A 14,229-nucleotide genomic window follows, 5' to 3' on the forward strand; every position below is an offset into this window, starting at 1 on the left:
GCGCGCCGGAGACTACGCGCCTTCCGCCGGCTGCGGCTGTCTTCTGGGGCCGCGGCGGCCTAAAATCGCCGCCCCTGCCCTCTCCGGAACTCGAGTCCCTCGCCCCTTAACCCGCGTCCCTCCCATGGAAGCCGGCATCGTTGGCCTGCCGAACGTCGGCAAAAGCACCCTGTTCAACGCCCTCACCTCGGCCGGGATCGCCAGCGAGAACTACCCGTTCTGCACGATCGAGCCCAACGTCGGCGCCGTCCCGGTGCCCGATCCGCGACTCGAGACGATCCAGTCCTTCATCAAGACCCAGAAGGTGATCCCCGCGATCCTCCAGCTGGTCGACATCGCCGGCATCGTCCGCGGCGCCAGCGAGGGTGAAGGCCTCGGCAACCAGTTCCTCACGCACATCCGCAACGTCGACGCCATCCTCCACGTCGTCCGCTGCTTCGACGACCCCGACATCATCCACGTCGAAGGCTCGGTCGATCCGATCCGCGACATCGAGACGATCGACACCGAGCTGATGCTGGCCGACCTGCAATCGGTCGAGCAGCAGATCCACAAAGCACAGAAGAACGCCCGCACCGGCGACAAAGACGCCAAGCGCAAGGTCGAGATCCTGCAGGAATGTCACGACCGTTTAGCGGCGGGAACACCGGTGCGCGGGCTCGTCTACGACGACCCGGCGTCGGCGAAGATTCTGCGTGAATTGCAACTGCTCACGTCGAAGAGCGTTCTCTACATCGCCAACGTCGAAGAGGACGATTTGCTGGGCGAGGGCGAGCTCGTGAAGCGCGTCCGCGAGCGCGCCGCGGCCGAGCAGGGCGAGGTCGTGGCGGTCTGCGCGCGGCTCGAAGCGGAGTTATCGGAACTCGACGAAGCGGACCGGGCCGAGATGCTCGAGTCGGTCGGCCTCACCGAGCCGGCGCTGGCGTCACTCGCGCGGGCGGCCTACAAGCTGCTCGGCCTGCAGAGCTACTTCACCGCCGGCGAAAAAGAAGTCCGCGCCTGGACGATCCCCGTCGGCGCCACCGCCCCCCAAGCCGCCGGCGTGATTCACACCGACTTCGAGAAAGGCTTCATCCGCTGCGAGACGTATTCTGTCGACGACCTGGTCGCGCTCCACACGGAGAAAGCGATCCGCGAAGCGGGCAAGATGCGAGTCGAGGGGAAGGCGTATGTGATGCGCGATGGGGATGTGTGTCATTTCTTGTTCAATTAGGGACGAGTGGTTAGGGACGGGGGACGAGGGAAGCGCAAGCGACCTATTGAGCCGTCGGCGCTAGCCGCGGGTGACGGCGAGATAAGCTACCGCCGCCGCGTGAACCATCCCATCGCGATCGCCGCAAGGGCAATGGCATTCGGCTCGGGGATGGCGTCGACCGTCAGCGCCCCGCCGTAGTTGGCGGCCCAAACATCGTAGTCGGCCGCGGTGACCGTGCCGGGCGTCGCTTGGTTCGGGAGGGTCACGCTCTGGCCGAGGTTGTCGCGCCAGACAGAGTAGTCGGCCGCATCGACGATGCCGTCGTCGTTGTAGTCGCCGGGGAGCGCCGGGAGCTGGCCGACGGTCAGCATCGTGTAACCGGCCAAGTCGCCGGTTGTTTGGTACTCCAGCGTGTAGTCGTGGCCGTAGGTCGCGGCGGTGATCTCGGCCCAGTCGGCGAGGGCGTCGTCCCAATAGCGGATCGCTTTAGTTCCGTCGACCATCGCTAGAAAATCGGCGAGGGAGTCGTCGCCGGTGGCGTCGCTCGTTAGCGCGAGCATGCCGCCGGTTGCAATATTTACGAAGCTGTCATGGCCACTCACGTCATCGTCAACCGAGAGTGAGCCAGCGACGCTGACGAGTCCGCCGTTTGAAATAGTCAGTGTACCGCTGCCCTGGTGACCGACGACCAAGTCGGAACTGTTGATCCATTGGGAGCCGCTTCCAGAGACCGTCGCCACTCCCTTGGAACCAGTGTTGTGGCCCAAAAAAACCAATTCGACTTGTAACGGTTCCGCTCGACTGGACATCCATCTTACCGCTGCCGGAGCCACCGACAAATAGGTCAGCGCTGTTGTCCCACCGGGAGCCTGTTCCGGAAACCGTCGCCTCACCTGTGCTTCCGGAAAAGCTGCCCAGCGCACCTATGGTATTGCTGACCGCTCCGCCCGCCTGGATGCTGAGCTTCCCGCCGCCATTGTTTCCAACTGAGAGGTACCCGTTGTTGATCCATTGGGAGCCGGGCCCGGAGACGGTCGCCTCACCGAGAGAGTTTTTAGAGAGGTAGCCGAGGTAGCTCTCTTCATTGGTGACGATTCCGCCCGATTGGATGTTGAGCGTACCGACGCCCTGATAACCAACGAGCAAGTTACCGGCGGTAGTCCAATGAGAGCCGGTTCCAGAAACCGTCGCTTCGCCGACGGAACCAGGGTAGTTGCCCAAGTAGCCCTTGGAATTGGTGACCGTTCCGCCGGCTTCGATGTTCAGCTTGCCGCTACCCTGGTCACCGACGAACATGAAACCAGAATTGATCCATTGGGAACCTCCGCCGGTAACCGTCGCTTCGCCCTCGAAGCCAGGATTCACACCGAGTGTGCCAACACTGCTGGTGACCTTTCCGCCCGACTGAACGGTGAGGGTCCCGTTTCCGTAACGGCCGACTTGGAGAGAATTAGAGCTGTTCCATTGGGAACCGATACCCGTGACCGTCGCAACGCCCTTGGAACCAGAATTGTATCCGACATATCCATACGAAGACTCCAGAGCGACTCCATCAGCGATGGTTAGACTCCCCACTCCTTTGTACCCCGCTCCGAGAACTCCTCCATCCGCGGTCACGTGGAGGACGCCGCCCGTAGCGAACAAAAGCAGACTTTGATTTCCGTGAGTTGCATCGAAGACCATGTCGCCATCGACGATCGCGCCTTCTGTCGCCGTGATTGTCCCGTCACCGCGCAGGTCTGACAGAGATGCGTACAACGTGCCGGTCGTAACCTGTCCCCCGTCTACGACGCGGAGTTTTCCACTGCCGGCCAGACCCACATAAAAGTCGCCGCGGTTGTTCCACTGAGATCCGATTCCAGAGACGATCGCCTCACCTGTGGAGTCAGCGCTGCTCCCCAAGTATCCGGATGTGCTAGTGACCGTTCCACCCGCATCGATGGAAAGCGTCCCGACGCCCTGCTGACCGACGTAAAGAGTGCCGCGATTGATCCATTGAGAACTGGTGCCCGATACGGTCACTTCGCCTGTCGACCCTTGGTAACGGCCCAAGGACCCGGTGGTGCTGGTGACCAATCCACTCGCTTGGATGCTCAGATCCCCGCTGCCGTCACGACCGATCAAGAGGGCTCCATCAATGTCCCATCGAGAGTCGGTTCCGGAAACGGTCACCTCGCCCGCGGAGCCAGCGTAGGAGCCCACACTGCTGTCGCGGCTGGTGACCATTCCGCCTTCAGCGATATTCAGAGTGCCGGCGCCCCGATTGCCGACGTAAAGAAATCCACCGTAATTGATCCATTCTGAGCCGGCGCCGGAGACCGTAACCTGCCCCGAAGAATCAGGAGAGTATCCCAGGAATCCGTGGCCGTTGCGAACCGTTCCGCCCGCGAGCACATTCAGTGTCCCACTGCCACCATACCCGACTCGCAATTCACCGTTATTGATCCACTGTGAATCGGCCCCGGAAACGGTTGCCTCGCCCGTAGAGCCCGAATTGACACCCAGGTTACCTATGTTATTGCTAGCCTTTCCCCCCGCCAAAATATTGAGCGTCGCCACGCCATTTGAACCAATATTTAGCAGGCCGTTGTTGATCCATTCAGAGCCGATTCCCGAGATCATTGCCAAGCCGGTGGAACCTGAAACGCGGGCAAGGAATCCGTTGCCATTGGTGACTATTCCACCCGCCTGGATGTCTAACGTCCCACTGCCTCGACCACCAATGTAGAGTGAATTGGCGTTATTCCATTGAGAGCCGGTTCCCCAAACCATCGCTACGCCGCTCGATGCAGACGAGTCACCAAGATAGCCGGCGCTGGTGCTGACGGTTCCGCCCGCTTGAACATCCAGAGTTCCTCTACCCTCGTATCCCAGGTAAAGAGATGGAGGGACTAATCCATTGAGAGCCAGTTCCTGAGACCGTCGCCTCGCCCATAGAGCTAGGACTATACCCCAGGTAGCCCGCACCCGATTTCAGATCACTTCCTCCATCGACCGTGATGGTCCCATCAGAAGTTTTTCCAACGTAGCTCTGTGTACTGCTCGTCCACGTCGCAGGATCACCCGGTTCAATGTCGCCGCTCGAAGTAATCGCGGCCAACGCGGACGCAGGGCCGAGCACCGACCAAAGGGCGACGAGGAGCCAATGAAGAGCGACCGAGGATTTCATACCCACCACCGTACCAAGAAGGCAGAAGTAGGCGGTAGCGAGAGGACGTAAGATTTCGGGGATTGGGGACGTTTCCACTAATGCGAGCCCTCTCAACTTCGCATTACCACGCTCCGTCGTGAGCATGGCGCCAGCCGTCAAACGGCTGGTACGATCCCCGCATGATCTACCTTGCCACTTGCTCCGATCACCCCGCCGGCGTTCCGGAAGACCACCTGCTGCTGGAGGGCTTGGCGAGGAACGGACCGGCCGCGGCGATTCGGCCTTGGGACGACGGCGATTGGCGGCTGTCGAGCGGCGACCTCTGCGTCATCCGCTCGACTTGGAACTATGTCGATAAGCGGGACGAGTTTGCCTCGTGGCAGCGAGTTGTTGCTGCTCGCGGGCGGCTGGTGAATCCGCTCGACGTCATCGAGTGGAACATCGACAAGAAGCATCTGCTCGAGCTCCAGTCGCGCGGCGCGCCGACGGCGCCGACCGTGCTCGTCGCGGCGGGTGTGGCGTGTCGGCTTGAGGAGCACTTTGGCGCGTTCGGGTGTGAAGAGCTGGTCGTGAAGCCGACGGTGGGCGCTGGGTCGTCGGGGCTTGAGGTCTACTCGATGGTGGACGCGCGGGGCGACGCGGGGCGGTCTTGGGCTTACGACGTGCTCTTGCAGCCGCTCGTGCCGGCGATTCGGACCGAGGGGGAGTGGTCGCTGGTCTTTGTGGCGGGCGTGTTCCAGCACGCGGTGCGGAAGCGGCCGGCGCGGGGCGACATCCGCTCGCAGCCCGAGTTTGGTGCGACGGTCACCGCTGAAGCGCCGCCTAACCATGTGCTCGCCGCCGCGGAACAAACGATCGCCGCGGGACCGATGACGACGTTCGCGCGGATCGATCTGGTGGACAACAGCGGGACGGCGTTGCTGATGGAGGCGGAGTACATCGAGCCGCAGCTCTTCCTGGAGGGACAGCCGGCGACGGTGCGGGCGTTGGCGGAGGCGCTGACGGCGCTACACGGGTAGCCGAGATCAATTTCTCTCTGTGGGATTTCTCTCTGTGGGAGGGGTCTCCAGACCCCGATTACGCGCACCATGCCCTATTCGGCCACGAGCCATGCGCTATTTGGCCAAGAGGAACGTAATCGGCGTCGGAGACGCCGCCCGGACGGGGGGGAACCTGTTGACAGATGTTCCTGTGCCCCGTCGAATTAACGCCGCGGCGTCCCCAGGGCGTCCTGCGTAGACTTTGCAGGTTGGCCTATGGCAGCCCGACCGCACCGGTTTCAGGGCCGTGGCATGACCACGGTAATCGCGTGCCGAGGGAGGCCGACTGAGTGGAAGATAATTCGCTAGCGATGTCGATCGCCGCCACGGAGCGGCCGCTCGAGACCGCCCCACCTGCGAGCGTGACGGGCGCGGGCGCCCTTCGGCGAGCCACGGCTGGCGCCCATGCCGCAGTGGAGAAAGCCGTCGACTGGAACTACTGGCTAGGCGGCCGGTCGCCCTACGTCGAGTTCCTCCAGCGGCTCACCCGATTAATTGGCGCCGCCGATGCGGCGAACGAGAGCCAACTCGCCAGCCCTCCCGAGTGGTTCCGGCGTCGCCGGACGGCCGAGACGATTCGCCGCGATCTTTCGTCGCTAGCGGGCGAGCCAGCAGCCGGGGCGGGGCGATCTGGGACCCCCCGCGACAAGAGCGACGCGGGTTTCGACTGGGTCGACTGCTCGGCCAAGGCGGCCGGCGTCCTCTACGTGCTGGAGGGCTCGGCCCAGGGGGGCGCGATCCTTGCGAAGATCGTCCAAGATCGCCTCGGCGTCACGCGCGATACCGGCGGCGCCTATCTCTATGGTTACGGCCCCGGCGCCCATGAGCACTGGTCGCAGGTGCGCCGGTGGCTCGATCAACTACTCGCGACTCCGGAAGAGACCGCCAACGCTGCGGCGGCGGCGAATCGTACTTTCAACCTGTATGCCGAATGCCTTGGGGCGCCCAAATGATCCGATCCGATGCTTCGGAGTCGGTCGTCGATACAACGAATTGCGACCGCGAACCGATCCACCTGCCCGGCGCGATCCAGCCGCACGGTTGCCTGTTGGCTTTTTCGCTCAAGGCGAGGACGCTGACGCACTGGTCGTCGCACGCCGATCAGTGGCTAGGGGTTGCGCCGCGAGGGGGCGAGTCGCTAGCCGAGTTTTTCACCCCCACGGCGGTGGCGCGACTCACCGCCCTGGCGGACGACCGGCCGGGCATTGTTCACCCCCTCGGTGGACCGATTCTTAGGACGGGCGCTCCCCGGCAAGCCGCCGACGCCGCCGCGCATGTCTGGAGCGACGCCCTGATTGTCGAGCTCGAAGAGGGTCCCCCGGACGGCCGCGGGTTGGCGCCCGACAACCTCAGCCTGCCGCGCCGGCTCTCGCTGGCCAATCAACACTTCCAGGCCAGCTCAACCCCAGACGGTCTCTACGACGCGATCGTGCGCGAAGTCCGTGAGATCAGCGGCTACGACCGCGTCATGCTGTACCGCTTCTTGAAGGGGGGACACGGCGCGGTTGTCGGTGAAGCGGTCGATCCGAGATTTGGCTCCTTCCTGGGTTTGCACTACCCGGCGACCGACATCCCGCAGCAGGCGCGACAACTTTATGTGCTCAATCCGATCCGCTCGATCGCCGATGTCAACGCCGAGCCGGTCGTCCTTCGCTCGGTGAACCCGCTCTCGTCACCCCCCTTGGACCTGAGCTTCAGCGCCTTTCGCGCGGTCTCGCCGATCCATGTCGAGTATCTCCAGAACATGGGGGTTGCGGCGTCGATGTCGATCTCGCTGGTGATCGACGGCGAGCTATGGGGCTTGATTGCGTGCCATCACTACTCGCCACGAGTGCTCACCTTTGACCGACGGGCGGCGTGCGAAATGCTCGGCACGTTGGCCGGGCCGTATCTGACCACCCGACTCGATAGCGAGGCGGGCAAGCTCCAGGCGACCCGTCGGTCGCTTCTCACCGAGGTGATGCACGACGTGGCGTCGCGCCCCGATTTCCGCGACGGGCTGCGGGATCGCGCGCCCCAATTGCGGCGGGTGCTCGACGCCGACGGCGTTGTCTTCTGCCGACGGCATGATTCTTTGCCGTTCGGACAGACGCCGTCCGAGACGGTTGTGCGCGCGATCGAGAAGCGGCTCGCCGATCATCCCGACGCCGTTTGGTCGACCGACGTGTTGGGGGAGGAGTTCCCGGATTTGGCGGAAGACCTCAGCGGCGTCGCGGGGTGCCTGGCGGTCGCGACCGAGGCGTCGGACCTCAGCGCCGTGATCTTCTTTCGGGGCGAGTACGCCCGGGAGGTCCGCTGGGCCGGCGAACCGACCAAGGTCGAGACGCCGACGGCCGAGGGCGGCCGGCTCTCGCCCCGCCACTCCTTTGCCGAGTGGCGCGACACGGTTCGCGGGCAATCGATCGAGTGGTCGGCGAGCGACCTCGTCTTGGCTAGCGAGGTCCGGTTGGCGCTGATCGAGCTCCTCAGCCGCCGCGCCGCCAACATCGCGCGTCTCAACGACGAACTTTCGCGCATCAACTCGGACCTCAGTTCGTTCGCCTACGCGGCGTCACACGACCTGCGAGAGCCGCTGCGGGGGCTCAATCAGGCGATCTTTCTGTTACGCCGCGAGCTGCATCCCGCCCCGACGCCACAGCTCGAAGACCGTCTGGTCGCCATCGAACAGCTGGCCGGGCGGATGGACGACCTCGTTGGCGGGCTGCTTCGACTGGCGCGGGCCGGGTCGAGCGACCTGCAGTACGACCATTTTCAGTTGGACGAAGTCGCTAGGGAGGCCGCGGAGATGGTCTTGGGGCGACCAATCCGGTCGGATGTCGACCTGCAAATCCAGGAGGGGGTCCCCGTCTCCGGCGATTTTCTCTGCGTTCGGGAATTACTCACGAATCTGATCGACAACGCGATCAAGTACAACCGAAGCGATCGAATAGCCGTTTCGATCGGCGTCGAGGAGGCGGCGAACCACTCCGCCGGCGCCGGTCGAGGTGCGATGGTCTTTGTGGTAGAGGACAACGGTATCGGAATTGCACCGGAACTTCAGAAGGACGTTTTCCAGATCTTCCGCCGGCTCCACCTGCCCGGAGAATTCGGTGGAGGGACGGGCGCCGGCTTGGCGATTGCCAAGAAGGTGGTCGAACGTCATGGTGGACGGATCTGGATCGAATCTGGCTCCGATGGTGGCTCCAAGCTGCTCTTTACTCTGAGTCCGAATCCGACCGAAGACGAGGAGATTGAATGAACAACTCTCCCCCAACGGTCTTCGTTCTTGAAGACTCCGACCTCGACTTCGAGTTGCAGACGCTCGCCATTCGCGAGCTTGTTCCCGAAGCGCGAATCGTCCGCGCCAGCGACTGCTGCAACGCGCCGAAGTCGTTCGAAGAGATCCAGCCGAGCCTGATTGTCATCGACGTCGATCTACCGTCGTGCAATGGGTTGGCGTTCCTTGAAAAGATGCGGAAGAGCCAGAGCGTGTCGGCGCCGGTGGTTGTTTTCTCGACCTCGACCGACGCGTCCAACGAATCCCGCGCGCTCTCTGCGGGGGCGGACCAGTATTGCGTGAAGCCCGTAGCGGCGGCGGCCTACCTGCAAGCGGTGCGGTCGTTTGCGTCGCCCTACTTGGCAGTCGGCGGCTGACCCGATTTCTGGCCCGAGTTCTGGATGAAGATCCGACAAGTCTTAATCGTCGATGACAACCCCAACGATCGAACCGCGGCAATCAACGCCCTCCGGGCCGATCGTCAGGTCCGCTACGCCTTCCATGAGGTCGCAACGGGTGTCGAAGCGTTGGCCATGTTGGAAGTCGCGAGCGAGAGTATCGATCTCGTCATCCTCGACTACCGCCTGAAGGATATGCACGCCGACGCGATCGTGTCGGAGATCACCCGGGACAACGAGATCCCAAAGATACCGATCATCCTCTTGACCGGGAGCGTGGGGACCGAAGCCCGCTCAAGTTTGATCCGCTCGGGCGTACAAGACTACTTCTCAAAATCGGCCGTCACCGCCGAACTGCTTCCCCGGATCGCCGACAACGCCATCGCGCGGCACCGGCTGATGCGGCAGCTTTACGAAAGCGAGCAAGCCGCCGCGGCGGCGCGAGAAGAGGCGGAACGCGCCAGCCGCGTGAAGTCACAGTTCCTGACCTCGATCAGCCACGAGCTACGGACCCCGCTGACCGCCATCCTCGGCTTCACCGAACTGGTCCGGCGGAACCCCCAAGGGCCCGACGCCGACCGTATGCTCGAGATGATGGGCAAGAGCGGCGTCCACCTGTCAGAGATCCTCGACGACCTGATCGATATCGCGAAGATCGAAGCCGAGACGCTCCAGATCGCGCCGGTCGTCTGCGACTTCCCGTCGATCATCAAATCGACGTGCGATCTGTTGGCGCTGCGCGCCAGCGACAAGGGGCTGCGGCTCTCTTACACGATCGACCCCGATGCGCCGACGACCGTGCGGATGGACCCGGTCCGTTTCCGTCAGGTCCTGATCAATCTGCTTAATAACGCGATCAAGTTCACCGACCGCGGCGAGATCGTCTGCGAAGCGTCGTGCGAAGAGGACGACGGATTGGTCGTCCGCGTCACCGACACGGGGACGGGCATCGCGCCCGAGACCGCGGCCCGTATCTTTACGCCGTTCGTTCAGGGATCGTCCTCGGCCGAGAATCTCCGCACCGGGGTGGGGCTTGGACTCGCGATCAGCAAACGCCTTGCCCAGATGATGGGAGGCGACCTAGAGATCGAACAGACGTCGACAAACGGCACGACGTTCGTGTTCACCGTCAAGGCTCCGTGCTCCGATAACGGGCCATCAACCGACGAGTCGGCGTCGCATTTGGCCAACTCGACGTGCGACTCCAACGAGGAGGTTTCGTGGCTCGATAAGCGAATCCTGCTCGCCGAAGACACCCCCGCCAACCAGTTCCTCATTTGCAAGCTGCTCGAGCCGAGCGGCGTTGCGATCGATCTGGCCGAGAATGGGGAAGTGGCTGTTCAGAAGGTGGTCGCCCAATTCGCGCGGGGAGAACCGTACGACCTCATCTTGATGGATATGCAGATGCCCGTGCTCACCGGCTACGAGGCGGTGACGCAGCTGGCGAGGCTGGGGCATCGCACGCCGATAATCGCCGTCACCGCGGCCGCCTTGAACGACGAAAAACAGCGCTGCTTGCAAGCCGGTTGTTGCGATGTCGTCACCAAGCCGATTGATTTCGAAAAGCTGATCAACGTGGCGCGACGCCACCTGAGCTAGTGGGCGGTCATCGACCGAGCCACCCCTTCCGCCAGAAGAAGATGAGCATCCCGCCGGCGGTGCCGAGCATCGTCAGCCAGACCGCCGGGTAGGCCCAGCGCATGTGCAGCTCGGGCATGTGCTCGAAGTTCATCCCGTAGATGCCCGCCAGGAAGGTGAGCGGGATGAAGATGCTGGCCATGATCGTGAGGACCTTCATGACCTCGTTCGTCCGATTGGCGATCGACGACAGGTAGGTGCTCATGAGACCGGTCACCATCTCGCGATACATCTCGGCGACTTCCGAGGTCTGCACGCAGTGGTCATGGGTGTCACGGAGATAGATGCGGACCTCGTCAGAGATCGCGTCGAAATCGCCGCGGACCAGGGCGTTGATCGCTTCGCGCTGAGGCCAGACGCCTCGCCGCAAGTTCACCAGACGGTTCTTGATCTGATTCAACTGGCGTAAAAGCTCTGGGGTGGGATTCATTACGACGTCTTCTTCGAGGTCCTCAAGCCGGTCGCCGATCGCCTCGAGGATCGGGTAGTAGCCGTCGATGATCGTGTCGGCGATGGCGTACGCCAGGTAGTCGGGGCCGTGCGTGCGGATCACCCCCTTGCCGGAGCGGATCCGCCGCCGGACCGGGTCGAGCACGTCGCCGTAGCGCTCTTGGAACGTGAGCACGTAGGTCTTTCCGAGGACCATGCTGACCTGTTCCATGTCGAGCTCATCGTCGTCGGTGCGACGCACCATCCTTACGAGGAACAAGAGCTGGTCCGTGTAGGACTCGGTCTTCGGCCGCTGCGGCACGTTGACGACGTCCTCGAGCAGCAGCGGGTGCATCTGGAAGATCTCGCCGATCCGCTTCATGATCGACCGGTCGCCGAACCCCTGGACGTCGATCCAGGTGACGGCGCCCTCGTCGAAGGCCTGGCTCATCCGCTCGACGTCGGTGATGTCTTCTTCGGTCACGCCGTCGGGCGAGTAGCGGATCGCGTGGATCCGCGGCTCGGGCGACTGCTTAGGGATGACGAGCGTGCCGGGTCGCGAGCCGACCTTGGGGTGGCGTTTCTTGAACACGAACGGCTCCGGGTGGGATCGCAGTGGTTGCAGGTGGCAATTGGTGGAGTGCCGCCTGAGGCTAGCGCCTTCGGCTCAAGCGTAGCCGGGCCTACTCCAGCGTCGGCTCGCCAAGCAGGCGGGCGAGCGAGTCGCTCCAGTCGGCGTCGGAGGTGGTCCGCAGCAAGGCCTGGTTGACCGTCTCCCGGAGCGGGCTGTTCGGAGGGAGGGCGAACGCGTAGTCCTGCCGCTCGAACTCCGCGGGGAGCACGACCACTTCTTCTTCGAAGCGGTTGTGGACCTCGTAACGCAAGACCGGCGCGTCATAGACGACCGCGTCAACGCGGCCCTCGATGAGGTCCTCTAGGGCGGCGTCGATATCGGGCTCGCCGCGCGCGTAGATCCGCCGCGCTCGCAGGTAGGCGGCCGAGGTCGAACCCTCGACCGTAGCCACGCGCGCTCGCGGGAGGTCGGCGGGCCCGTTGATCCGTGAGCGGAGCTGGGTCAGCGTGAGGGCCGACGTGATTGCTGCCGTAAAGCTCGCGATGATGAAGAGGCCCGAGAACATCCAGAGCAGCCCGATAAAACGCCCCGCGGGGCTCTTGGGGACCTTGTCGCCGTAGCCCACGGTGGTGAGCGTCACCGCCGACCACCACAACCCCGAGGCGACGCCGCGGAAGAAGCCGCCGCCGAACTGCTCGCGATTGACGTGACGCTCGAAGTAATAGATGGCGACACCGGTCGCGAGCATCGTCGAAAGCAACGCCGCGACGACCCCCAAGAAGGTTGGCGACAGGATCGACCGCACCAGACCGAAGAGCCCGGTGACCCGGTCGCCGGCGCCAGCGGCAATCCCGAGTCCCGAGCTGTGGAAAGCGTGTGAGAAATCGAGGCGTTTCTCGCGTTCGAAGTTGACCGTGATCGCCGCGGCCGCCATGTCGACCTCGCCGTTCTCGACCGCCGCCAGCATCGGTTCGATGCCCATGTCGCGGTACTCAATCGTGTAGACGTCGCCGGTGGTCTTTTCGAGTTCACGCCGGAACGCCTCGGTGAGCTCGATGCTGATGCCGCGCCAGACGCCTTGCTCGTCACGCATGGCGAAGGGGGGGACCTCGCGGGTAGCGACTAGGAGCACGCCATCGGTCAGTGTCGTCGGTTGGGCGATCGACGTGGTCGGCGCGACGGCGAGCAGCGCCAACGCCGCCGAGGCTAGGCTTCTCCGCCAATACCAGCAGAGTTCTCGGCGTTGTTGGGATATCGAGTGGAGCATGGGGCGGGGGCGAATGTTCAAAGCGATTGGGTCCCTTCGAGGTGGCGGTTCATTGTTCACCGAGGTACCGATAGATCATCTCTTCCCACGCGTCGCTCGCGCGGAAGCGGAGGACGGCGGTGTTGATCGGCTTGCGGAGCGGGCTCTCTGGCGGCAGGGCGATGGCGTACTCTTGCGTGTTGAACGACACGGGCAGCACCTGGATGGTGGAAGCGAAGCGGTCGTTCGCGAGGTGCGCCAGCAGCGGCTTGTCGTAGACGGCCGCGTCGGCCTCGCCCCGCTCAACCGCCTCGAGCGCCGCCTCGACCGAGTCACGCGTCCGGAAGGCGATGCGCCGGCTCCGCAGGTAGTTGGCGGCGGTGCTCTTGGCGACCGTCACGACGCGTTTCGAACGCAGGTCGCTCGGGTCGTCGATACCGACGCCCAGCTGCTGGACCGTCAGCACGGAAGTAATGACGCCGGTCAGCAGTGAGAGCAGCAACAGGCTAGCGATCATCGCCGCCCCGGCGACCAGCCGGCCGGCGCCGCTGACTGGGAAGATCCCCTTGTGTCCCAGCAGCAAGATCATGGACCACCAGAGGCCCGCTTCGATCCCCTTCCGGCGCTTGCCGCCGAAGGTCGTTTGGTTGACGTTGCGTTCGAACCACCAGAGCATCACCCCGCAGACGGCGACGATCCCCAGCATCAATCCGACCAGCGAGAGCAAGCGGGGCGTCACGACGCGCCGCAACAGTTGAAAGACGCCCGCGTGGTTGCCAGTCGCCACGGCGATCCCGAGCCCCGTTGTGAAGTGTGGGTGGCAGAACTCGAGGCGCTGCTGCCGATCGGCGGTCACGCTGATCGCGGCGACCGCGGCGTCGATCCGGCCGGCTTGGAGGTTGGCCAGCAGGTCTTCGAGCGACTCCTCGCGGAATTCGTAGCGGAGGCCCAATTCCGCGGCGACGTGCTTCCAGAGCTCGATGCTGATGCCGGTCCAGCGTCCGCCGGCGTCTTTGTAGGAGAAGGGCGGGCTCAGTTTCGTCGCGACAACGAGGGGTTCCTGGGTCGAGACGGTTGGCCCCTCGGTCGAATCGTCGGCTGCAACCGCCATCAGCGGAACGCCCAGTAGGCTCGCCGCGACGAGAAGCAGCGTCACTAGAGGCCGCATCGGCTGTCCCTTGGGTGGTCGGGTCGGGCGTGCTCGCGTTACGCTCGGGTCGCCGCAACGCCCCTGCCGCAACGCCCTGCCGCCAGGACCCAGCCTACCCGATTCGCCCCGCGACCCGAACGCCGTTGCGTCTC

Annotated in this window: 11 protein-coding genes and 2 pseudogenes; 6 read left to right on the forward strand and 7 right to left on the reverse strand. The window is 63.8% G+C overall.

The window, feature by feature from the left end:
- Positions 1-124: 124 nt before the first annotated feature.
- The gene (ychF, locus tag Pla108_RS04450; protein WP_146443406.1) at positions 125-1,213 is read left to right on the forward strand and encodes a redox-regulated ATPase YchF; all 1,089 of its coding nucleotides are present in this window, start codon (positions 125-127) and stop codon (positions 1,211-1,213) included.
- Between the two features lie 86 nt (positions 1,214-1,299).
- Here the strand turns inward: ychF and Pla108_RS04455 are convergent, their stop codons facing one another.
- The 4 genes and pseudogenes from Pla108_RS04455 to Pla108_RS21585 form a co-directional block, all read right to left on the reverse strand.
- Positions 1,300-1,797, reverse strand: a complete 498-nt coding sequence (locus tag Pla108_RS04455; RefSeq protein ID WP_197526384.1) for a hypothetical protein — start codon at positions 1,795-1,797, stop codon at positions 1,300-1,302.
- Positions 1,798-1,887: 90 nt separating this feature from the next.
- Positions 1,888-2,004: pseudogene (locus Pla108_RS21580) on the reverse strand (hypothetical protein); the annotation flags it as partial.
- Positions 1,988-4,162, reverse strand: a pseudogene (locus tag Pla108_RS04460) (hypothetical protein); the annotation flags it as partial. The pseudogenes Pla108_RS04460 and Pla108_RS21580, both read right to left, overlap by 17 nt.
- Positions 4,053-4,490: a hypothetical protein gene (locus Pla108_RS21585; RefSeq protein WP_146443411.1), complete on the reverse strand. Its 438-nt coding sequence runs from the start codon at positions 4,488-4,490 to the stop codon at positions 4,053-4,055. The pseudogene Pla108_RS04460 and the gene Pla108_RS21585, both read right to left, overlap by 110 nt.
- A gap of 35 nt (positions 4,491-4,525) precedes the next feature.
- Here Pla108_RS21585 and Pla108_RS04470 point away from each other — a divergent pair, with 35 nt between their 5' ends.
- The 5 genes from Pla108_RS04470 to Pla108_RS04490 all read left to right on the forward strand — a co-directional run bounded on the left by Pla108_RS04470 (position 4,526) and on the right by Pla108_RS04490 (position 10,639).
- On the forward strand, positions 4,526-5,365 hold the full coding sequence (locus Pla108_RS04470; RefSeq protein ID WP_146443413.1) for an ATP-grasp domain-containing protein: 840 nt from the start codon (positions 4,526-4,528) through the stop codon (positions 5,363-5,365).
- 311 nt (positions 5,366-5,676) lie between these two features.
- Positions 5,677-6,339, forward strand: a complete 663-nt coding sequence (locus tag Pla108_RS04475) for a biliverdin-producing heme oxygenase (protein ID WP_146443415.1) — start codon at positions 5,677-5,679, stop codon at positions 6,337-6,339.
- Positions 6,336-8,624 carry an ATP-binding protein gene (locus Pla108_RS04480; protein WP_197526236.1) on the forward strand — a complete coding sequence of 763 codons (2,289 nt, stop codon included), beginning with the start codon at positions 6,336-6,338 and terminating at the stop codon, positions 8,622-8,624. The genes Pla108_RS04475 and Pla108_RS04480 overlap by 4 nt, the downstream gene beginning before the upstream one ends.
- On the forward strand, positions 8,621-9,019 hold the full coding sequence (locus Pla108_RS04485; protein WP_146443419.1) for a response regulator: 399 nt from the start codon (positions 8,621-8,623) through the stop codon (positions 9,017-9,019). Before Pla108_RS04480 ends, Pla108_RS04485 begins: the two co-directional genes overlap by 4 nt.
- Positions 9,020-9,043: 24 nt before the next feature.
- Positions 9,044-10,639: a hybrid sensor histidine kinase/response regulator gene (locus tag Pla108_RS04490; RefSeq protein ID WP_146443421.1), complete on the forward strand. Its 1,596-nt coding sequence runs from the start codon at positions 9,044-9,046 to the stop codon at positions 10,637-10,639.
- A 7-nt stretch (positions 10,640-10,646) separates the two neighbouring features.
- Here Pla108_RS04490 and corA read toward each other — a convergent pair whose 3' ends face one another.
- The 3 genes from corA to Pla108_RS04505 all read right to left on the reverse strand — a co-directional run bounded on the left by corA (position 10,647) and on the right by Pla108_RS04505 (position 14,083).
- Positions 10,647-11,699 (reverse strand): magnesium/cobalt transporter CorA, encoded by a 1,053-nt coding sequence (gene corA, locus Pla108_RS04495; RefSeq protein WP_146443423.1) that lies wholly within the window; start codon positions 11,697-11,699, stop codon positions 10,647-10,649.
- Between the two features lie 91 nt (positions 11,700-11,790).
- A complete protein-coding gene (locus Pla108_RS04500; protein ID WP_146443425.1) occupies positions 11,791-12,948 on the reverse strand; it encodes a transporter substrate-binding domain-containing protein in 1,158 nt (385 codons plus the stop codon).
- 49 nt (positions 12,949-12,997) lie between these two features.
- The gene (locus Pla108_RS04505; RefSeq protein WP_197526237.1) at positions 12,998-14,083 is read right to left on the reverse strand and encodes a transporter substrate-binding domain-containing protein; all 1,086 of its coding nucleotides are present in this window, start codon (positions 14,081-14,083) and stop codon (positions 12,998-13,000) included.
- Positions 14,084-14,229: the final 146 nt, after the last annotated feature.

Origin of the sequence: Botrimarina colliarenosi (assembly GCF_007859955.1) — a bacterium.
GTDB classification, from domain to species: domain Bacteria; phylum Planctomycetota; class Planctomycetia; order Pirellulales; family Lacipirellulaceae; genus Botrimarina; species Botrimarina colliarenosi.